Here is a 19,366-nt window from a genome sequence, read left to right as displayed (position 1 = left end):
TGCTCGGAGTTCGTGCGATGGGAATGCCGTGCCTGTAGGAGCGCACTTGTGCGCGATGCTCTTCGTCACGTCACGAAAGGCGTCGCGCACAAGTGCGCTCCTACAAAGGAAAGCGTCAGGTGTGACCGTCGCGCAGTTGGCGGTAGCGGCGGATCAGGGTGTTGGTGGAGCTGTCGTGGGCGAGCTTCGGCTCGTCGGCCGCGGTCAGCTCGGCGATGGTGGTCTTGGCCAGTTGCTTGCCCAGTTCCACGCCCCACTGGTCGAACGAGTCGATGTTCCAGATCACGCCCTGCACGAACACGCTGTGCTCGTAAAGCGCGATCAGGCTGCCCAGCACGCGCGGGGTCAGGCGCCGGGCGAGGATCGTGCTGCTGGGCCGGTTGCCGGGGAAGGTGCGATGCGGTGCCAGTGCCGCATCGGTGCCGGCGGCGCGCACTTCCCCGGTGGTCTTGCCGAACGCCAGCGCCTCGCCCTGGGCGATCAGGTTCGCCATCAGCAGGTCGTGCTGGTTGCCCAGCGGGTTGAGCGGCTGCGCGAAGCCGATGAAGTCGCACGGCACCAGGCGCGTGCCCTGGTGGATCAGCTGGTAGAACGAGTGCTGCCCGTTGGTGCCCGGCTCGCCCCAGTAGATCGGTCCGGTGGCGTAGTCCACGGCCGTGCCGTCGAGGGTGACGCGCTTGCCGTTGCTCTCCATGGTGAGCTGCTGCAGGTAGGCCGGGAGGCGCTTGAGGTACTGCTCGTACGGCAGCACCGCGACCGTGGCGGCATCCAGGAAGTTGTTGTTCCAGATCGCCAGCAGGCCCATCAGCACCGGCAGGTTGCGCTCGTACGGCGCGTGGCGGAAATGCTCGTCCATGGCGTGGAAGCCGGCCAGCATCTCGCGGAAATGTTCCGGCCCGACCGCCAGCATGGTGGACAGGCCGATCGCCGAATCCATCGAGTAGCGCCCGCCGACCCAGTCCCAGAAGCCGAACATCTGCGCGGTGTCGATGCCGAACTTCGCCACCTCGGCGGCGTTGGTGGACACCGCCACGAAGTGTTTCGCCACCGCCCCGCTCTTTTCGGGATCGGCGTCGCCCAGCGCGGCGAGGCACCAGGCCCGCGCCGCATGCGCGTTGGTCAGCGTCTCCAGCGTGGTGAAGGTCTTGGAGCAGACGATGAACAGCGTCTCGGCCGCGTCCAGGTCGCGCGTGGCCTCGACGAAATCGGTGCCGTCGACATTGGAGACGAAGCGGAACGTCATGTCGCGCCGGCTGTAGTCGCGCAGCGCCTCGTACGCCATCACCGGGCCGAGGTCCGAGCCGCCGATGCCGATGCTGATCACGTTGCGGATCGGCTTGCCGCTGTGCCCGCGCCATTCGCCGCCGCGCACGCGGTCGGCGAAGGCCGCCATGCGATCGAGCACCGCGTGCACGTCGGCGACCACGTCGCGGCCGTCCACCTCGATGCGCTCGCCGCGCGGCGCGCGCAGTGCCACGTGCAGCACGGCGCGGTCCTCGGTGCGGTTGATCCGCTCGCCGCGGAACATCGCCGCGGTACGCTCCGGCAGGTGGCAGGCCAACGCCAGTTCGCGCAGCAGGCGCAGCGTGTCGGCGTCGACGCGCTGCTTGGAGTAGTCCAGGTACAGGTCGACGTCCGCCAGCGCGAACGTCTCGCCGCGCCGCGGATCGCCCGCGAACAGGTCGCGCAGATGTTTGCGGCCGATGACGGCGGCGTGCTGCTGCAGCGCCTGCCAGGCCGGCAGTGTGGTCGGCAGCGGCTGGTTCATGGCATCGCCGGTCCCTGGCCCTTGTCGCCCAGTGCCGCGGCCTTGTCGGCGATCCGCTGCAGCAGCTGGTTCCAGGATTTGACGAAGGCCTCGGCGCCGTCGCGCTGCAGCTTGTCCGCCAGCGCATCGACGTCCACGCCGGCCGCGCCGACCTTCTGCACCACCGCGTCGGCGTCGCCGCCGTCCAGCGGCATCACGCCGTCGAGCTGGCCGTGCTCGGCAAACGCGTGCAGGGTCTTCTCCGGCATCGTGTTGATCGTGTTGGGTGCGGCCAGCGTGCTGACGTACAGCGTGTCGGAGGCCTTCGGGTCCTTGGTGCCGGTGCTGGCCCACAGCAGGCGCTGCGGCTGCGCCCCGGCGGCGGCGAGCTTCATCCAGCGGTCGGAGGCCAGCAACCGGCGGTAGGCGCGATAGGCCTGCCGCGCCACCGCGATGCCGAGCTGGTTGTGCAGCGCCTCGGGCAGCTGCTCGTTGGCGGCCACGTCCCAGCGGCTGACGAACAGCGAGGCCACCGAGCGCACGCGCGGATCGAGTCCCGCCTCGATGCGCCGCTCGATGCCGCGCAGGTAGGCCTGCGCCGAGGCTTCGTACTGCGCGCAGGAGAACAGCAAGGTCACGTTGATCGGGATGCCGAGGAAGATCGACTCCTCGATCGCGCCCACGCCCTCGGGCGTGCCGGGGATCTTGACGAACAGGTTGTCGCGCTTGCCGGCGGCGTGGATCTGCCGCGCCGCGGCGACCGAGCCGGCGGTGTCGGCGGCCAGCAGCGGCGAGACCTCCATCGACACCCAGCCGTCCACCCCGGCGGTGCGCTGGTACACCGGCGCGAACAGGTCGGCGGCGCGGCGCAGGTCCTCCAGCGCCAGCTCGATGAACAGCTTCTCGCCGGCGAGTCCGGCCAGGGTCTTGGCGTGGATGCCGGCGTCATAGGCGTCGCCGTCGCCGATCGCCTTGTCGAAGATGCTCGGGTTGGAGGTCAGCCCGGTGATCGAATCCTCGTTGATGTAGCGCGCCAGGGTGCCGTCGTCGAGCAGGGTGCGGGTGATGTTGTCCAGCCACAGGCTCTGGCCGAGGTCGTGCAGTTGTCGGGTCGCTTTCATGCTTGCTCCGGAATCGCTTCGATGTGTCGATCGCCCTGCCGTCGCCGCGTTCACTCGGCTGCGAGCGCGATGGTGGGCGCGCTCGGCAGGAAGTCTTCAAGCTTACGCCCGCGCAACTCGCCGATGCACGCGATGGTCTGGTCCGGCGGCGGCTCGATGCGCTCGTGTTCACCTTCGGCGGCATAGTGGCCCTGGCGCACGAACACGGTGGTGATCCGCTCGCCCAGCTGCCGCTTCATGTCGGCCAGCAGCTGCGGCTTGTCCTCCACCATCACGTAGTGGGCGGCCGGGTAGCGCTGCTGCACAGCCACCAGCATGCGCTGCTTGTGGATGTAGATCAGCACCTCGCCGCGCACCGCCGCCCAGATCCCGGCACGCTGGATCTTGCGCGGCTGGAACACCACGTCGCCGTCGGAAAGGATCGCCGTGGGTGCCAGCGTGCGCAGGTGCGCGATGGTCTCCAGCGCGTGCGGGTACAGCCGTTGCTCGAACGGATACTCCAGCAGGTACTTCGACATCTGCAGCAGCGCCGGCTCGTTGTCCAGGCCGCTGCGGAAGCGCTGCAGCGTTTCGAGATAATCGGCATAGCCGCACTCGTCGCGGCGCTGCCGGTAGAGCGACCAGTAGCGATCGCGCTGGTCGTTGCCGAAGGCCGCAGCCAGGGTGTCGCCGAGGTCGGCGCCGAAGCGGTCGTTGTCGAGCAGGGTGTTGTCCACGTCGAGCAGGAACACCAGCGCCGCGGCCTCGCTCATGACGTGCGCTCCGCGTGCTCGTCGAGCACCGGGTTGTGCCAGCCGCCGTCGGCGGCGATCAGCGCGTCGGCCTCCTTCGGGCCCCAGCTGCCGGGGCGATAGGGGATCGCCGGGTGGTGGTTCGTCAGCACCGGATCGACCACTTGCCACGCCGCCTCGACCGCATCCTCGCGCGTGAACAAGGCGCCGTCGCCGGCCATCGCGTCGCCGAGCAGGCGCTCGTAGGGCAGCTCCTCGCCGGCCTGCTCGTCCATCAGGAACAGCTCGCGCTGGTCGCCGACAAACTCCTTGCCGGCACGCTTGACCCGCGCCGCCAGCGCCATCGCGGTGGTCGGCGACACGCGCAGGCGCAGGTAGTTGGCGCGGCCGGGGCGGGTCACCGCGTCGTCGAACAATTGCTGCGGCGGCGGCTTCAGCATCACCATGATCTCGGCCACCGTCTCGGGCAGGCACTTGCCCGAACGCAGGTACCAGGGCACGCCGCCCCAGCGCCAGGAGTCGATGTACAGCCGCAACGCACAGTAGGTCTCCACGTCCGAACCCTTGGCCACGCCCGGCTCCTTGCGATAGCCGCGGTACTGGCCGCGCACCAGGTCGTCGGGCGCGAGCGGACGCATCGCCTGGAACACCTTGGCCTTCTCCGCATGCACCGCCTCGAAGCCCTGGTAGGCAGGCGGCTCCATCGCCAGCAGCGCCACGATCTGCATCAGGTGGTTCTGGATCACGTCGCGCAGGCAGCCGGCGCCGTCGTAGAACGCGCCGCGCCCCTTCACCCCGAACTGCTCGGCCAGCGTGATCTCCACGCTGGCGATGTGGTCGCGATTCCAGATCGGTTCGAGGAACGAGTTGGCGAAGCGGAAATACAGGATGTTCATGATCGCTTCCTTGCCCAGGAAGTGATCGATGCGGAAGATCGCCTCGTCCGGAAACACCGAGCGCAGCGTGCGGTTGAGCGCGCGCGCGGAAGCGAGATCGTGGCCGAACGGCTTCTCCACCACCACCCGCGCGTCGTCGGCGCAGCCGGCCTGCTGCAGCCCCTTGACCACCGTGCCAAACAGGCTGGGCGGGATCGCCAGGTAATGCAGCGGCCGCTTCGCCTTGCCCAGCGCCTGTTTCAGCCGGGCGAAGGTGGTCGGGTCGGCGTAGTCGCCGTCGACGTACTGCAGCCGTGCCGCAAGCTTGTCGAACACCGCCTTGTCGAACTTCTCGCCGTGCTCCTTCGCCGCCTGCCGCACGCTGTCGAGCGCACGCTGGCGCAGCTGCTTCACCGTCCAGCCGGACAGCGCCACGCCGATCACCGGCACCTCCAGATCGCCGTCGCGCGTCATCGCCAGCAGCGCCGGGAAGACCTTCTTGTAGGCCAGGTCGCCGGTGGCGCCGAAGAAAACCAATGCATCCGAGCGGGGTGTCGCCATCGTGGGAGTGTCTCCGGTGAGAGTCGGGGTCGGCGGTCGGACGGCGGTGGAACGGGTGCCGGGCGAGAGCCGCATCGCGGCGAGTGTGCCCGCGCACGGGTGAAGCGGGTGCAAAAAGCGCGTCGCGATCAGCGCTTGCGCGCCAGGCTGAGACCGTCGCCCAGCGGCAGCATCGACAAGTCTATGCGCTCGTCGTGGTGCAGCTTGTCGTTCAATGCCTGCAGCGCAAGCGTGTCGGCGTCGTGCGCGGGTTGCGCCACCGCGCCGCCCCACAGCACGTTGTCGATCGCCAGCAGGCCGCCGGGGCGCAGCAGGCGCAGGCAGCGCTCGTAGTAATCGTCGTAGCCGCTCTTGTCCGCGTCGATGAAGGCGAAGTCGTAACTCCCGGCTTCGCCGGCGGCCAGGCGCGCGTCCAGCGTCTCGCGCGCGGGCGCCAGGCGCAGCTCGATCTTGTGCGCCACGCCGGCGCGCGCCCAGAACGGCTGGCCGACCGCGGTGAACTCCGCGCTGATATCGCAAGCCAGCAGGTGGCCGTTTTCGGGCAGCGCCAGCGCCACCGACAGCGCGCTGTAACCGGTGAACACGCCGACCTCGATGCAGCGCCGCGCACCGATCAGTTTCACCAGCAAGGCCATGAACTGCCCCTGCTCCGGCGAAATCTGCATCTGCGCGCGCGGATGTTCCTGCGTCGCCTCGCGCAGCGCCACCTGCTGCGGATGCTCGCGCAGCGAGTGGTCGAGCAGGTAGCGATACAGCGTGTCGTCCAGGTTCAGGCTGCGGCGGGACATGGCGGTGCTCGAAGCGCGAGGGGAACCCCGATTCTATGCCCGCTGGCCGAGTGCGCCACGCTCAGGGCAGGCGCTCGTCGTCGCGTCGCCCCAGCTGGCGTCGCCGCCTGGTCCACCAGCGCAGCAGGCCGTACGACAGGCGCACCTTTTCCTGGCCCACCGGCAGGTCGGCGCGGGCGAAGATCCACGACGACTTGCTGAAGGCGATCTGCTGCGCCGGATACACGCTGCGATGGCCGATGATCAGATACGCCGCGACGCAGGCGCCGGCCACGTACAGGGTCGAATCGGAGCCGAACAGTTCCACGCCCATCAGGATCGCCGCGATCGGCGCGTTGGAGGCCGAGGCCACCACCGCCACCAGTCCCACTGCCGCGCCGAGCGCGGGCGCCAGCCCCAGCATCGGGGCGAACGCACCGCCCAGCACGGCGCCGATCACGAACTGCGGCGTCACGATGCCGCCGTAGAAACCCGAGCCCAGCGTGATCGCCACCAGCAACGCCTTCCACAGGAAACCCAGGGTCGGCATCGACTGTCCGTCCAATGCGCGCTCCATCAGCGGCAGGCTCAGCCCGAGGTAATCCGTCGGCAGCACCAGGAGCAGCAGCGCCAGCACCACCGCGCCGGCCATCGGCAACAGCGGCGGCCACAGCGCGTAGCGCTCGCGCAGGGTGACGAACGCGCGGCGGATGGTCTGCAACAGTTCGACGAACACCCACGCCGCCGCGCCGCAGAGGATGCCGATCAGCACCGTCTTGAGGAACAGCAGCTCGGTGAAATCGCCGACGAAGGCGATGCGGTAGACCGGATACGGCACGCCGAGCGCCTTGCTGACCTCGAACGCGGTGACCCCGGCGACGATGCCGGGAAACAGGAAGTCGTGGCGGATGCGGCCGATCGCCAGCATCTCCACGCCGTAGATCGCCCCGGCGATCGGGGTGCCGAACACGCTGGCGAAACCGGCGCTCACGCCGCAGGCCAGCAGTCGCTTGCGCAGTTCCGGGTTCAGGTGCAGCACCCGGCCGATGCCGGCGGCGAGGCTGGCGCCGATGTGCGAGCACGGCCCTTCCTTGCCGGCCGAGCCGCCGCAGCCCAGCGTGATCAGCGCTGCCACCGGCTTGATCCACAAGGTGCGGAACGGCATCTTGCCGCGCTGCTCGTTGACCGCGACGATCGGCGAGTCGTCGAAGTTGCTGCGCCGCAGGCGATAGCCGTAATGCAGCAGCAGGCCGTTGGCCAGGCCGCCGGCCAGCAGCAGGCCGGCCTGCGCCCACCACGAGATCGCGTAGGTGTGCCCGGAGGTGGCGAACAGCGCGCGCAGGAACAGGCTGCAGCCCACTCCGATCACCGCGCCGGTGACGATCGACAGCACCAGCCACTGCACCACCGTCGCCAGCATCACGAGCGGTTCGGCGAGGCGGAGGCGAGGCATCGGGTGGTACCGGACAGGCAGGGGGGCCGCGCATTGTAGCCCGCCGCGTCGCGGTGCCCTGTGCCCACCGGCGGGCGGTGACGTTCAGTGCCTCAGTGCGCGCGCTCGCGCACCGGCTTCACGTAGGTGTCGAACAACTCGTCGATGCGGCGGTATTCGTCGTACCAGGAATCGGCGTGGACGAAGCCGTGGCGTTCCATCGGGTACAGCGACATCCAGAAGTTCTTCTTGTGCAGCTCGATGAAGCGCTGGTACAGCCGGATCGTGTCGCTGGCCATCACGTTGTTGTCGATCAGGCCGTGCTGCATCAGCAGCGGGTCGCGCAGGTTGGCGGCGTACTCGATCGGCGAGCTGGTCTTGTACGCCTCCGGGTCGAGCTGCGGGTCGTTGAGGATGTTGGAGGTGTACTCGTGGTTGTAGCTGGTCCAGTCGGTGACCGGGCGCTGCGCCGCGCCGGCGGCGAATTCGCCCGGCGCACGCAGCAGCGCCATCTCGGTCATGAAGCCGCCGTAGCTGCCGCCGTAGAGGCCCACGCGCTGCGGATCGACGCCGTGGTGCTTGACCAGCCACGCCTTGCCGTCGAGCAGGTCCTCCAGTTCCGGGTGGCCCATGTTGCGGTAGATCGCGGTGCGCCAGTCGCGGCCGTAGCCGGCCGAGCCGCGATAGTCCATGTCCAGCACCACGTAGCCCTGCTGCACCAGCAGGTTGTTGAACATCTGCTCGCGGAAATACGGCGTGGCCTGCAGCGTCACGTCCTGCAGGTAGCCGGCGCCGTGGATGAAGATCACCGCCGGGCGCGAGGCCGGCGCGGCGGCCTCGTCGGCCGGGCCGTAGTACTTGGCATACACCACCCCGGCGCCGTGCGCGGAGGGCACCTCGACGATCTTCGGCGCGATCCACGGGTGCGCCATGTAGGCGCTCTTCATGGTGTGGGTGAGTTCCTTCGCGGTGCCGCCGGTGGCGTCCACCACCGCGAGCTGGTCGAACCGGTACGGCGAGCCATGCAGCACGGCGAGCTGCCGGCCGTCGGGCGACAGCTCGAAGCCGTCGACGCCCTGGTACTGCGTCAGCCGGCTCAGCTCACCGCCGGCGGAAGGCACGCGATAGACGTCATAGCTGTACGGCGCCACCTTGTTGGCCAGCACGTAGAACCACTGGCCGTCCTCGCTCAGCTGCGGCGCGCTGACCTCGAACTTGCCTGCGCCGGTGAGCGCTCGCGCCTTGCCGTCGAGCGGCTTGGCATACAGCCGCGAATAGCCGCCCTGCTCGCTCAGGTACCACAGCGTGCGGCCGTCCTTGAGCCAGCCGAAATCGTTGAAGCTCCAGTTGATCCACGCCGGGTCGGTCAGCCGATGCTGGCTTGTCAGCACGTGCTGCGTGAAATCGACGCTGGCGATCCAGCGGTCCTTGTTGTCGATCGCGCGCAGTTGCACCGCCAGGTTCGCGCCATCCTCGCTCCACACCAGGCCGCGCAAGTTCACCGTGACCGGCCGTACCTCGGGCGCCTTCAGCGCCTTGGCCTGGTCGGCCTTGCCGGCCTTCTCCAGCGCGGCCACCGTCTGCTTGCGCAGCGCCGCCAGCGGATCGGTCTTGATGCCGGGCAGCGCATCGGTCGTCAGCGGGTAGCTCTTGTGCTGCGCCAGGTCCAGCAGCAGCAGCGACTGCGGTGCCGGGTCGGCGCGGCCGACGTAGGTGCGCGCGTCTTCCGCCTCGGTGTAGCCGCTGTCGGTGACGTAATGGTTGACCACCGGCGCCTTGCCGTCCTTGTACTGCCTGGGCTCGGTCACCAGCAGCAGCCAGCGGCCGTTCGGCGACAGCGTGCTGTTGACCGCCTTGATCTTGCCGCCCAGCCAGAACGGCCGCGGCGCCCGGCCGGCATCGGCCGCCTCCAGCGCCTGCGCGTGCTCGCGCACCGCTTCCTTGTCGGCCTTGATCGCGCGCAGCGTCTTGAACAGGTCCAGCTGCAGCTGGCCGAGGTCGTCGGGCTGCTTCGCCTGCGGGTCGTCGGCGAACTTCAGCTCGGCCACCGGCGCGCTGACGCCCTTCGCCAGGTCGTAGCTGTACCAGTCGTTGCCGGCGCGGTACTGCAGCGCGCGGCCGTCGGCGGAAAACTGCGGCGCGGACTCGCGCTGCGTGGTCAGGGTGACCTGGCGGCGCTGGCCGCTGGCCAGGTCGACCAGGAAGATGTCATCGTGCAGGACAAAGGCCGCGTGCCGGTGCGCACGATCGAACACCGCCGGGCCGTCGGCGCCGGCCATCGCCGCCGGATCGAGCTTCACGCTGCTGCCGCTGGCCGGGTCGACGCGGTACAGGTCGCGCACCGAGCTGCCGTCGCGCTTCAGTTCGTAATAGAGACTGCGGCCGTCCACGCTCCAGTAGGGATTCTCCACCGGCTGTCCCATCCAGTCGGCGTCGGCCATGATGGTTTCCAGGTCCAGCGTGGTGGATGCGCCGGCAGTCGGCGTGGCCGCGGCGGCGGGAAGCGCCAGCAAGGCGGCGAGGGCGGCGAACAACAGGCGAGGCATGGTGCTTCCCCAGACAAAAAAAATCAGCATAACCGAGCGTGGGGACCGGTTGCCGTCATCTGTGCCGAAAGTCAGGGGCGGCTCGCGCGGTGCCGCGGGCGATTGGCGCTAACCTTGGATGCCGATCCCACGCCTGTCTCCGGAGTACGCCATGCGACGTCGTCTTGCACTGGTCCTTGCCGCCACGGCGGCGTGCTGCAGCCACGCCGCCGCACCGCCCGCGTCGCCGACGCACACGGCGGCCAGCGTACTGCATGGCGTGCAGGTGCCTGATCCGTATCGCTGGCTGGAAAACCCCGCCGACCCGGCCGTGCAGCAGTGGATCGCCGCGCAGAACTTCCACACCGAGGCGACGCTCGCCGCGATGCCCGAAGGCAAGGCGCTCACCGCGCGCGTGCAGCAGCTGGCGATCACCTCGACCACGCGCTCCGGCCCGGTGCTGGCCGGCGGCACCCTGTTCTACCTGCAGCAGACGCCGCCGCAATCGCAGCCGGTGCTGGTCGCGCAAGCCTGGCCGGAGGGCGCGGCGAGGACCCTGGTCGATCCGAACGCCGACCACGGCGGCACCGCGATCACCGGCTACTGGCCCTCGCCGCACGGGCGCTATCTGGCCTACGGCACCGCCGAAGGCGGCAGCGAACTGACCACCCTGCACGTGCTCGACGTAGCCAGCGGCAAGACACTCCCCGACACCCTGCCCTGGGCCGGCGGTGGCACCACCCCGCAGGGCGTGGCCTGGGATACGGACGAGGCAGGCTTCAGCTATGTGCGCTTCGCGCCGCCGGCGGCGGGCCACGAGGTGGTGCAGTTCAACGCGACCCTGGTGCATCACGCGCTGGGCCGGGCCGCCGATACGGACACCGTGGTGTTCGGCCGCGGCTACTCGAAAACCGCCGAGTACGTGCTGGTGAACTCGCCCGCCACGGCGCAAGCCGCGGTGCTCGCCTACGACGGTGATGGCGGCCCGGCCGAAGTGTTCCTGCGCCACGGCGCCGCATTCACGCGCGCACTCGATCGCCGCGCCAACGTGCGTACCGCCGCGTGGGTGAATGGACGGCTGTACGTGGCGTCGTTCGACGATGCGCCACGCGGCAGGATCGTGGCCGTCACCGACGACGGCAAGACCGTGCCGGTGCTGGCCCAGCGCGACGGCGCGATCCAGCAGATCGCCCCGCTCGGCGACGGCTTTCTGGTGGTGCGCAGCCAGGGCCCGGACTGGTGGATCGAGCAGTACGACGCCGGCGCGAATTTCGTGCGCCGCGTGCCGCTGCCGGCGCAGGGCATCAGCATCGGCGACATCGCCTCCGAGTCGGGTCGGCCCGAGGCCCTGATCAGCTACGCCGGCTGGACCACGCCCACCCGCTGGGCGGCATACGACGGCAACCGGGGCACGCTGAAAACGGTGTTCGCGGTGCAGCCCGCCGCCGATTATTCGAAGGTGGTCGTGCAGCGCATCGAAGGAACCTCGAAGGACGGCACCAGGATCCCGGTCACCGTGCTGTCGATGCCCGGCATCACGCCCGACGGCGCGCGACCGACCATCCTGTACAGCTACGGCGGCTTCGACATCCCGATCAAGCCCGGCTTCATCGGCGCCAACCTGGCCTGGCTCGAACACGGCGGCGTGCTGGCCTACGCCAACATCCGCGGCGGCAACGAGAATGGCCAGCAGTGGCACGCGCAAGGCCAGAAGCTGCACAAGCAGAACGTGTTCGACGACTTCCACGCCGCCGCGCTGGCCCTCATCGACACGCATTGGACCGACCGCGCCCACCTGGGCATTCTCGGCGGCAGCAACGGCGGCCTGCTGATGGGCACGCAGATCGTGCAGCACCCTGCCGACTACCGCGCCGTGGTCGCACGCGTGGGCATCTACGACATGCTGCGCCACGAGACCGACTTCGCCAACGGCCCGTACAACATCCCCGAGTACGGCAGCATCGCCGACCCGGCGCAGTTCAAGGCCACGCTCGCGTACTCGCCACTGCAGAACGTCACGCCGCACGCTGCCTACCCGGCCGTGCTGATGACCACCGGCGAGAACGATCCGCGCGTGGCGCCGTGGCAATCGCGCAAGTTCACCGCCGCGCTGCAGAACGCCACCTCCTCGCCCCAGCCGATCCTGCTGCTCACCCGCATGCACGCCGGCCACGGCATCGGCGCCCCGTTCAGCCAGCGCGTCGGCGACACCGCGATCACCCTGACCTTCTTCGCGCACGAGCTGGGGCTGCCGGCCAGGAAATAGCCCGACGCCCGTCGCGGGAGCCCGCTGGCGGGCTCCTGCGCATCGAGGCGGGGAACGCGACTGCTACGATGGTGCCCGTCTTCCACCATCCATCCGCCTCATGATCCTCCCCGCCGTCGAACACGAGACCGCCGCCAACCCCACCCACAGCATCATCTGGCTGCATGGCCTGGGGGCCGATGGCCACGACTTCGCGCCGATCGTGCCGGAGCTGGTGGACCCGGCGTGGCCGGCGCTGCGCTTCGTGTTTCCGCATGCGCCGGTGCGACCGGTGACGATCAACAACGGCATGCCGATGCGGGCGTGGTACGACATCGCGGGTTTCGACGCGCGGGCACCCCAGGATGAGGCCGGCGTGCGTGCGTCGATCGCCGCGGTGGAGGCGCTGATCGCGCGCGAGCACCAGCGCGGCGTGCCCGCCGGGCGGATCGTGCTGGCAGGCTTCTCGCAGGGCGGCGCGATCGCGCTGGCCGCGGGCCTGTGCCACGCCCAGACGCTGGCCGGGATCGTGGCGCTGTCCACCTATCTGCCGATCGCCGAGGTGGTGGCGCGCGAGCGCAGCGCCGCCAATGCCGCGACACCGATTTTCCAGGCGCATGGCAGCGCCGACCCGGTGGTGGTCATGCAGCGCGGCATCGACTCGCGCGATCGTCTGCAGGCGCTGGGTTACGCGGTGGACTGGCACAGCTATCCGATGGCCCACGCGGTCTGCGCCGAGGAAATCGCCGACCTGCGCCGCTGGCTGGGCGCCCGGCTGGCCGCCTGAGGCGGCGTGCAGGACGGGCACCGCCCGCCGGCTCTCGCCCGAACGCATGCGGCATACTTGCCGCATGCCCGAACCCACGCCCGCCAGCGACGCCCGCGGTCGCGCCGAACACAGCCCGCTGCCGGACTTCTGCCAGCTGCCGGCGCTGTTCGCGCTGTTCGTGGTCGGCGCGCTGACGGTGACCGTGATGTGGCTGGCCCGCGACGATCGCCAGGACTGGCCCGCCTACAGCGTCAGCATGTTCTTCGTGACCTGGCTGGCGATGGTCGTGGCGCTGACGCTGTGCAAGCTGCGGCACCTGCTGCAACGTCTGCCCGGGCACATGCCGTACGTCGCGGTGTGGCTGCTGATCGTGCTGATCGTGCTGCTGGCCAGCGCCATCGCGCGCTGGCTCGACGGCGCACTGCAGACCGGCCTGATCGGCAGTCCGATGACGGCCTTCGTGCGCGACAACACGATCGTCGCCGCCCTGCTCGGCGCCGCCATGCTGCGCTACTTCTACGTGCTGGCGCAGTGGCAGGCCCGCCTGGCCGCAGTCGCGCGCGCGCAGGTAGAGGCCTTGCAGGCGCGCATCCGCCCGCACTTCCTGTTCAACAGCATGAACACCGTGGCCGCGCTGATCCGGGTCGACCCCGCCGCCGCCGAGCGCACGGTGGAGGACCTGTCCGAACTGTTCCGCGCCGCACTGGGCTCGCCCGATCGCGGCGACGGCACGCTGGGCGAGGAGCTCGCACTGATCGAGCGCTATCTCGCGATCGAACAGCTGCGGCTGGGCCCGCGCCTGCGCATCCGCCGCGAACTGCGCGAGCTGCCGGCGGACTTCCCGCTGCCGCGCCTGCTGCTGCAACCGCTGGTCGAGAACGCCGTGCGCCACGGCATCCAGCCGCTGCGCGAAGGCGGCGAGGTGGTGCTGCGCGGCGCGCGCGACGGTGACGGCATCCGCATCGAGATCAGCAATCCGCTGCCGCCGCAGCCGGGCGCGGCGGGCAACGGCCACGGCCTGCGCAGCGTGCGCCAGCGCGTGGCATTCCGCTACGGCCCGCGTGCAGTGGTCGAGGCTGCGCCGCAAGGCGATCACTATGTGGTCATGCTGCGCCTGCCGAGGGCATCGCCGTGATGCGCGTGCTGATCGTCGACGACGAACCGCTGGCCCGCGCGCGCATGACCGCGCTGCTGGGCGAATGCAGCGACACGCAGCTGGTCGGCACGGTCGCCGACGGCGAGGCCGCGCTGGCCGCGCTCGACGAACTGCAGCCCGACGTGCTGCTGCTGGACATCAACATGCCGGGCATCGACGGCGTTTCCGTAGCGCAGCGACTCGCCGGCAGGGCACGGCCGCAGGTGATCTTCTGCACTGCGTACGAGGCGCACGCGCTGCAGGCGTTCGAGCTTGGCGCAGCGGATTACCTGCTCAAGCCGGTGCGGCTGGAACGCCTGCGCGATGCCCTGCAGCGTGCGCGGCGGCGCCTCGACGACAGCCCGCGCGAGCCGACCGCCTTCCTGCACGGCCGCCTGCGCGGCGAGGAGGTGCGCATCGCCTTGCACGACGTGCTGTGCCTGCTTGCCGAGGAGAAGTACGTGGTCGTGCAGCACGCCGGCGGCGAGCTGCTGATCGAGGAATCGCTGCGCCAGCTGGAGGAAGCCTGGCCTGACCAGCTGATCCGCCTGCACCGCAATTGCCTGGTGCCGCGCGCGCGCCTGGTCGGGCTGCGCAGCCTGGCCGACGGCCGCGTGCTGGCCCGCCTCGACGGCAGCGAACACAGCCCGGAGATCAGCCGCCGCAACCTCGCCGCGGTGCGCCGCTGGCTGCGCCTGGGCTGAGCGCGCACGGCGGACATCCGCCGCCGAAAGGAACCGTCAGCCCACGCCCGGTGGCGTCGTTCGGTGACGTGCGGGCCAGACCACGGCCTGGGCGACGATCACATGCTCGCCATTGAAGGTCGCCGCGGGCGATCCGTACAAGACGTAGCCGAGCGCCAGCGCCTCGCTGACCCGATGGCAAAACCCGGCATCGTCAGGGCCGGTAAGGATGCGATAGGCAGGAAGCCCTGGCGGCGGCGCGGAAGTCGAGGGAGGCATGGGCGCGGATCGAACTCTCGGGGGAACCAGGCTGCAGGCTAACGCAGGAATCACCTCTCGGCGAAGTCACGCGCGGCTTGCCGTTGTTCCGTGCAACCGAAGTTCGCGGACAGGCCTGCTCGCCGATCGGGAAGTCCGATGGATGCCCGCCTGCGCGGGCATCGCGACCGTGGAACCCGATGCGCGCCCGGGCGTGCGAATTGCGCGGCAAACCATCGGGGAAGGGGTCAAGCACGTCACCCGCAAGCCACCGGCCTGACCATGACGATATCGCGCTGCGGATCGCCGCCGAGCGAAAAGACGTGATCACCGACTTGACGCTGCTCATGCAGTCACCCCGAAGATCGCCCCGGCTGCCGCGGTCAAAGCCATTGCCAGCGCGCCCCAGAAAGTAACGCGCAGCACGGATGCGAGTGCCAGGGCGCCGCCTGTGCGCGCCGCCAGCAGGCCTAGCAATGCAAGGAAGAACAGTGAGCTGCCTGCGAGGCCCCACATGAGTGTGGCGCTTGGGAGCACGAGTACCATCAGGAGTGGCAGCGCCGCACCCGTCGCGAATGTCCCGGCAGAAGCGAATGCAGCCTGGACTGGCTTGGCAGCCAACGTATCGGATATGCCGAGCTCGTCCCTCCCGTGCGCCCCGAGCGCGTCGTGAGCCATGAGTTGGGTGGCAACACTCGACGCCAATGACCTGTCCAGCCCACGCTGTACATAGATCGACACCAATTCGTCATGCTCCTGCTCGGGATTTGCGGCCAACTCCTTGCTCTCGCGAGCCAAGTCTGCGCGCTCGGTGTCAGCCTGTGAGCTGACCGAGACATACTCACCAGCAGCCATCGACATGGCGCCGGCAACCAGGCCAGCGACTCCTGCGACGAGAATTGCTCTCGTACCTGCTCCGGTGGCGGCAACCCCCAACACAAGGCTCGCGGTAGAAACGATACCGTCGTTTGCCCCAAGCACGGCAGCGCGAAGCCAGCCTGTTCGGTGTGTTCGATGTCTTTCGCTGTGCCTCATGCATTCTCACCTTGCGGTATGGGCCTCATGGCGACGCCTGACGCTGGAATTGAGCAGCGGCGAAGCCATCCGCCTGGAACGATTTGTCAGGCCACCGGATGCGCAGATGCGTCGGGCCGGCCGCATTCTTTGCAACGACAAGCAACAACAGGTAACGCGTCGGCAGGGACATTTGGCGCTGCAGTGCGATTCCACAGCCCGCTGCCAAGTGAATCATCGGGTTCGCCGTTTGCCCATCGGGCCTGTCTGGTGCGGCGGCCGCCATCCCAGTCAGGTGCGAAGGCTCTTCAAGCTCTCCCACACATCTGATGCATCGTGGCCCCAATGCTCCCGGTCCTGGGCGGAGGCCTGATGCCTGCGCTCAGACGGGCCACAGGCTCGTCCCTACGGAATGCGCTGGTACTGGGGCAACCCATCGCCAATCTCATAGTAGTCACCCTTCTCGGCGACGAATACATGCAACTCGGCGTGCGTCTCGGTCGGCACGTCGAACGCTCCCATATGGATTCCGATCCATTCCTTGGCAGGTGGATCGAAGAACATGGAGCACCCGCATACCGAACAGAACCCGCGGCGCACCTTCTCGGACGAGTAGTACCAGGTTACGTTCTCAGCGCCAGAAATCTCCACTGCACTCCTGGGCACGTCCGTTCCGACTGAATAGTGCCCCGAGAACTTTCGGCACTGAACACAGTGGCAAGCATCAGGAGGCTTAAGGTCACACGAGACGGTGAACCTGACCGCCCCGCACATGCACGATCCCGTCTTCACAATCCCTCCTGGCCTGACGCTGGAGTTGAGCAGCGGTGCAGCCTCGCACGCAAAGACCTGACGTCTGCCTCCCAAGCGTTGAACTCATCCGATTCCTCCCACAACTCCCGAAGCTCTGAGTCCGGAGCGAGTACGCGATCGACGACCTGGACTGCTTGGGACACAGTCCCCGCATCCACGGACGGCTTGACGCGGGCAATCCAAGCTGCGAGGTCATCGTCGGCGTGTGATGCGGCGGAGGCGTGACCCAACACCAGTGCTACTACCTCGCAGGCCGCGATGCCTCGTTGGGCATCCGGTGCCTCCAAGTAACCTTGTTTGCTTTGAACGCGATCGATGGCTTCTTGAACGGGTGACAAGTCCGTTCCGTCGACAAGATCGCCGAGGAGGTCGCCGGCATCGTCGTTAGCAAAGGAGTGGAGTGCCCAAGTACCCATGCAATTTTCTCTGGAGGCCTGACACCTGAATTAAGCCGCTCCGCGAAGCGGCGTCGGCTCGAATGAATTGTTGGCTGCGTGCCGAGGAGCCAGTGAGATCATTTCTTCATGAACGTCGGTAGCGGAAAGGTGGCAATCTTGGCCTCCTCTCGTGCTCCCCGTTCAGCAGTCCATCCTTTTTGCAAGAACTGATGGATGGCCACCACTTCTTCGTCTGTGAGATGGGATAGCTGCTCTCTTGCCACAATTCCCATGATGCTGCCTTGCGCATACATGTCTCGGCCGTCACGCGTGACTCCAGTTGTGACCAGCTTCTTGAACTCTGGCAAGGAGTAGCTTTGCACAACGATGAGAGGCGGGGCGTTGAGTATTTCCTTGGGGGTCTGGTGATGGCAGTTGACGCAGCCGACCACGTAAACGAGCCGTTCTCCAGAGGGCGCTGGCGGTGAGGTTGTTGGTGCGCTTTGAGGCGGCGATTCTTTAACGCACGAGGCTAGAAAGAACGTCGATGCAGCGAGAATGCAAAAGATACGTCGGTTCACGACGATCTCCCTTGGCAGCTAACGAGGTCGCTGAAAAAACCTCTGCCGATCTTGCTTCAATAGCCCAACGCGAACAAGTGGGACCGACATGGCGCGCTCGTCGAGCCGTTCTTCGGCAACGTGCGCGCCAACAAGCGGCTCAACCGCTTCACCCTGCGCGGCCAGGCCAAGGTGGATGGCCAATGGAAGCTGTTCGCGCTGGTCCACAACATCGAGAAGTGGGCGAACTACCGCCAAGCAGCCTGAGAGGTACAAGGCGTACCCATGGCCGCCTGAAGCGCGTGCCCATGGCGTCAGATCAAAACCGGACAAGCCCCAACGCGAAACCCCCGCTGTTGACTGACGAGATGCTCCGGCCGTCATTTTGGCCGTCTATCCGTCCGTGGAAAGGGGCTTTTCTACAGCCACAACGCTTGAATTGAGCGGCGGCGTAGCCGTCCGCCTCGAATGAGTAAAAAGAGACTTCCTCCCCTTACGGCCTCGAGGGCCATGATGGTGTTGCGACACAACCGTCAGCAGAAGAGGAAGTCTCCATGAGCACTATAACCCTGGGTGTGGACTTGGCGAAGAACGTGTTTTCGGTGTGCGCGATGGATGGCGCCGGACACGTGCTGGAACGACGGGAGTTCAAGCGTGAGGTCTTCGCCGTGTGGCTGGCGCAGCGGCCGGCGGGGACGGTGGTGGCGATGGAAGCCTGCAGCGGGGCCCATCACTGGGCACGGCGGTGTGAAGAGTACGGGCTGCGGCCGCGGCTGATGGCTGCCCAGCTGGTCAAGCCGTACCGCAAGAGTCAGCGCAGCAAGAACGACCGCAACGACGCCGAGGCGATCGCCACGGCCGCCCGCCAGGGCAACATGCGTTTCGTGCCGATCAAGACCATCGACCAGCAGGCCCGGCTGTCCTGGCATCGGGTGCGCGAGGGTTACAAGGTGGAGAGTCTGGCGATCGGCAACCGCCTGCGCGGCCTGCTGGCCGAGTTCGGCATCGTGATGGGCAAGAGCGACAAGGCCCTGCGCCGGGTGCTGGCCGATCTGGATGCACACACCGCGCTGCCGGCAGAGTTCAAGGCGTTGATCCGCAGCGTGGAGGCCCACTGGACCCAGGTCCGCACGGCCTTCGACGCGTGCGATGCACGCATCGAAGCCCATGTGCGCGATGACGAGCGGTGCGTGCGCCTGCGCGCGATCGTCGGCATCGGCGCGCTCACCGCAGACGCCCTGATCGCCAGCCTCGGCAAGGCGCAGGAATTCCGCAATGGCCGGCAACTGGCGGCGTGGCTCGGCATGGTGCCGACCCAGCACTCCAGCGGCGGACACACGCGGCTGGGTGCGATCAGCTGTCGCGGCGATGGCTACCTGCAACGGGCCAAGGTGGTCGCCACGGGAAAGGCCACACCCGAACAACTCTGGATTCGGTCACTCGCGGTGCGGTTGCCATTCGGCAAGGTGCTGGTCGCCATCGCCAACAAACATGCGCGCCAGTTGTGGGTGATGCTGGCTCACGAGGTGGATTACGACCCCTGCGCCAGCCAGCGTCACCCGCTGCATTGCCCCGCTCAACTCGCTTGAGGAACCTTGCTTTCGATTCACGGTCAGCGCTACGCGGCAACAACGGGTCAGACCCACCCGGAGAGAACCTGACTAACATTCTGGACGTCCAAACGTGTTTCGGCCGATCCCCGAACATCGACGACACCGCTGAACGAATGAGGTCTCCGGGCGCGGTTTATACC

At 68.1% G+C, this 19,366-nt stretch carries 18 protein-coding genes and 1 pseudogene; 6 read left to right on the top strand and 13 right to left on the bottom strand.

Translation table 11 applies throughout. The annotated features are described in order from the left end of the window. Positions 1-115: 115 nt before the first annotated feature. From pgi to ACFCQI_RS07730, 7 genes are all read right to left on the bottom strand, one after another. Complete coding sequence (pgi, locus tag ACFCQI_RS07760) at positions 116-1,768, bottom strand: glucose-6-phosphate isomerase (protein WP_395120859.1); 1,653 nt, start codon at positions 1,766-1,768, stop codon at positions 116-118. Then, positions 1,765-2,868 (bottom strand): transaldolase, encoded by a 1,104-nt coding sequence (tal, locus tag ACFCQI_RS07755; RefSeq protein ID WP_395120858.1) that lies wholly within the window; start codon positions 2,866-2,868, stop codon positions 1,765-1,767. Before tal ends, pgi begins: the two co-directional genes overlap by 4 nt. A 50-nt stretch (positions 2,869-2,918) precedes the next feature. Beyond that, positions 2,919-3,620 (bottom strand): HAD family hydrolase, encoded by a 702-nt coding sequence (locus tag ACFCQI_RS07750; RefSeq protein ID WP_395120857.1) that lies wholly within the window; start codon positions 3,618-3,620, stop codon positions 2,919-2,921. Next, positions 3,617-5,035, bottom strand: a complete 1,419-nt coding sequence (gene zwf, locus ACFCQI_RS07745; protein ID WP_395120856.1) for a glucose-6-phosphate dehydrogenase — start codon at positions 5,033-5,035, stop codon at positions 3,617-3,619. The genes ACFCQI_RS07750 and zwf overlap by 4 nt, the downstream gene beginning before the upstream one ends. A 128-nt stretch (positions 5,036-5,163) precedes the next feature. Next, a complete protein-coding gene (locus ACFCQI_RS07740; protein WP_395120855.1) occupies positions 5,164-5,823 on the bottom strand; it encodes a class I SAM-dependent methyltransferase in 660 nt (219 codons plus the stop codon). 61 nt (positions 5,824-5,884) lie between these two features. Further along, positions 5,885-7,255, bottom strand: coding sequence for a chloride channel protein (locus ACFCQI_RS07735; protein WP_395120854.1), 1,371 nt, complete (start codon positions 7,253-7,255; stop codon positions 5,885-5,887). 92 nt (positions 7,256-7,347) lie between these two features. Continuing rightward, positions 7,348-9,780: a prolyl oligopeptidase family serine peptidase gene (locus ACFCQI_RS07730; RefSeq protein WP_395120853.1), complete on the bottom strand. Its 2,433-nt coding sequence runs from the start codon at positions 9,778-9,780 to the stop codon at positions 7,348-7,350. A 151-nt stretch (positions 9,781-9,931) separates the two neighbouring features. On the opposite strand from ACFCQI_RS07730, the gene ACFCQI_RS07725 reads away from it, so the two are divergent. From ACFCQI_RS07725 to ACFCQI_RS07710, 4 genes are all read left to right on the top strand, one after another. Beyond that, the gene (locus ACFCQI_RS07725) at positions 9,932-12,025 is read left to right on the top strand and encodes a prolyl oligopeptidase family protein (protein WP_395120852.1); all 2,094 of its coding nucleotides are present in this window, start codon (positions 9,932-9,934) and stop codon (positions 12,023-12,025) included. Positions 12,026-12,125: 100 nt separating this feature from the next. Next, the gene (locus ACFCQI_RS07720) at positions 12,126-12,791 is read left to right on the top strand and encodes an alpha/beta hydrolase (RefSeq protein ID WP_395120851.1); all 666 of its coding nucleotides are present in this window, start codon (positions 12,126-12,128) and stop codon (positions 12,789-12,791) included. Between the two features lie 64 nt (positions 12,792-12,855). Next, on the top strand, positions 12,856-13,908 hold the full coding sequence (locus ACFCQI_RS07715) for a sensor histidine kinase (protein WP_395120850.1): 1,053 nt from the start codon (positions 12,856-12,858) through the stop codon (positions 13,906-13,908). Then, positions 13,908-14,612 carry a LytR/AlgR family response regulator transcription factor gene (locus ACFCQI_RS07710; RefSeq protein ID WP_395120849.1) on the top strand — a complete coding sequence of 235 codons (705 nt, stop codon included), beginning with the start codon at positions 13,908-13,910 and terminating at the stop codon, positions 14,610-14,612. The genes ACFCQI_RS07715 and ACFCQI_RS07710 overlap by 1 nt, the downstream gene beginning before the upstream one ends. Before the next feature lie 36 nt (positions 14,613-14,648). On the opposite strand, the gene ACFCQI_RS07705 is transcribed toward ACFCQI_RS07710, so the two are convergent. The 6 genes from ACFCQI_RS07705 to ACFCQI_RS07680 form a co-directional block, all read right to left on the bottom strand. Continuing rightward, positions 14,649-14,870, bottom strand: coding sequence for a DUF1737 domain-containing protein (locus tag ACFCQI_RS07705; protein WP_395120848.1), 222 nt, complete (start codon positions 14,868-14,870; stop codon positions 14,649-14,651). 324 nt (positions 14,871-15,194) lie between these two features. Beyond that, positions 15,195-15,884, bottom strand: a complete 690-nt coding sequence (locus ACFCQI_RS07700; protein ID WP_395120847.1) for a VIT family protein — start codon at positions 15,882-15,884, stop codon at positions 15,195-15,197. Between the two features lie 25 nt (positions 15,885-15,909). Further along, positions 15,910-16,056: a hypothetical protein gene (locus ACFCQI_RS07695; protein WP_395120846.1), complete on the bottom strand. Its 147-nt coding sequence runs from the start codon at positions 16,054-16,056 to the stop codon at positions 15,910-15,912. Between the two features lie 212 nt (positions 16,057-16,268). Next, positions 16,269-16,637 (bottom strand): GFA family protein, encoded by a 369-nt coding sequence (locus tag ACFCQI_RS07690; protein ID WP_395121308.1) that lies wholly within the window; start codon positions 16,635-16,637, stop codon positions 16,269-16,271. A gap of 14 nt (positions 16,638-16,651) precedes the next feature. Further along, a complete protein-coding gene (locus ACFCQI_RS07685) occupies positions 16,652-17,092 on the bottom strand; it encodes a DUF4259 domain-containing protein (RefSeq protein ID WP_395120845.1) in 441 nt (146 codons plus the stop codon). 98 nt (positions 17,093-17,190) lie between these two features. After that, on the bottom strand, positions 17,191-17,634 hold the full coding sequence (locus tag ACFCQI_RS07680) for a c-type cytochrome (RefSeq protein ID WP_395120844.1): 444 nt from the start codon (positions 17,632-17,634) through the stop codon (positions 17,191-17,193). 105 nt (positions 17,635-17,739) lie between these two features. On the opposite strand from ACFCQI_RS07680, the pseudogene ACFCQI_RS07675 reads away from it, so the two are divergent. Both ACFCQI_RS07675 and ACFCQI_RS07670 read left to right on the top strand, forming a co-directional pair. Next, a pseudogene (locus ACFCQI_RS07675) lies at positions 17,740-17,880 on the top strand (transposase); the annotation flags it as partial. A 287-nt stretch (positions 17,881-18,167) separates the two neighbouring features. Then, positions 18,168-19,202 (top strand): IS110 family transposase, encoded by a 1,035-nt coding sequence (locus ACFCQI_RS07670; protein WP_395120843.1) that lies wholly within the window; start codon positions 18,168-18,170, stop codon positions 19,200-19,202. The last annotated feature ends 164 nt before the right edge of the window (positions 19,203-19,366 follow it).

The organism is Rhodanobacter sp. FW102-FHT14D06, from assembly GCF_043950705.1.
In the GTDB taxonomy this organism is placed as follows: Bacteria; Pseudomonadota; Gammaproteobacteria; order Xanthomonadales; family Rhodanobacteraceae; genus Rhodanobacter.
This window is presented reverse-complemented; position numbering and strand designations above follow the sequence as displayed.

What these genes read in the sequence shown, in the direction of transcription:
- pgi (WP_395120859.1), bottom strand. Translation starts at nt 1,768, where the DNA reads ATGAACCAGCCGCTGCCGACCACACTGCCGGCCTGGCAGGCGCTGCAG.
- tal (WP_395120858.1), bottom strand. Translation starts at nt 2,868, where the DNA reads ATGAAAGCGACCCGACAACTGCACGACCTCGGCCAGAGCCTGTGGCTG.
- ACFCQI_RS07750 (WP_395120857.1), bottom strand. Translation starts at nt 3,620, where the DNA reads ATGAGCGAGGCCGCGGCGCTGGTGTTCCTGCTCGACGTGGACAACACC.
- zwf (WP_395120856.1), bottom strand. Translation starts at nt 5,035, where the DNA reads ATGGCGACACCCCGCTCGGATGCATTGGTTTTCTTCGGCGCCACCGGC.
- ACFCQI_RS07740 (WP_395120855.1), bottom strand. Translation starts at nt 5,823, where the DNA reads ATGTCCCGCCGCAGCCTGAACCTGGACGACACGCTGTATCGCTACCTG.
- ACFCQI_RS07735 (WP_395120854.1), bottom strand. Translation starts at nt 7,255, where the DNA reads ATGCCTCGCCTCCGCCTCGCCGAACCGCTCGTGATGCTGGCGACGGTG.
- ACFCQI_RS07730 (WP_395120853.1), bottom strand. Translation starts at nt 9,780, where the DNA reads ATGCCTCGCCTGTTGTTCGCCGCCCTCGCCGCCTTGCTGGCGCTTCCC.
- ACFCQI_RS07725 (WP_395120852.1), top strand. Translation starts at nt 9,932, where the DNA reads ATGCGACGTCGTCTTGCACTGGTCCTTGCCGCCACGGCGGCGTGCTGC.
- ACFCQI_RS07720 (WP_395120851.1), top strand. Translation starts at nt 12,126, where the DNA reads ATGATCCTCCCCGCCGTCGAACACGAGACCGCCGCCAACCCCACCCAC.
- ACFCQI_RS07715 (WP_395120850.1), top strand. Translation starts at nt 12,856, where the DNA reads ATGCCCGAACCCACGCCCGCCAGCGACGCCCGCGGTCGCGCCGAACAC.
- ACFCQI_RS07710 (WP_395120849.1), top strand. Translation starts at nt 13,908, where the DNA reads ATGCGCGTGCTGATCGTCGACGACGAACCGCTGGCCCGCGCGCGCATG.
- ACFCQI_RS07705 (WP_395120848.1), bottom strand. Translation starts at nt 14,870, where the DNA reads ATGCCTCCCTCGACTTCCGCGCCGCCGCCAGGGCTTCCTGCCTATCGC.
- ACFCQI_RS07700 (WP_395120847.1), bottom strand. Translation starts at nt 15,884, where the DNA reads ATGAGGCACAGCGAAAGACATCGAACACACCGAACAGGCTGGCTTCGC.
- ACFCQI_RS07695 (WP_395120846.1), bottom strand. Translation starts at nt 16,056, where the DNA reads ATGTCCCTGCCGACGCGTTACCTGTTGTTGCTTGTCGTTGCAAAGAAT.
- ACFCQI_RS07690 (WP_395121308.1), bottom strand. Translation starts at nt 16,637, where the DNA reads ATGTGCGGGGCGGTCAGGTTCACCGTCTCGTGTGACCTTAAGCCTCCT.
- ACFCQI_RS07685 (WP_395120845.1), bottom strand. Translation starts at nt 17,092, where the DNA reads ATGGGTACTTGGGCACTCCACTCCTTTGCTAACGACGATGCCGGCGAC.
- ACFCQI_RS07670 (WP_395120843.1), top strand. Translation starts at nt 18,168, where the DNA reads ATGAGCACTATAACCCTGGGTGTGGACTTGGCGAAGAACGTGTTTTCG.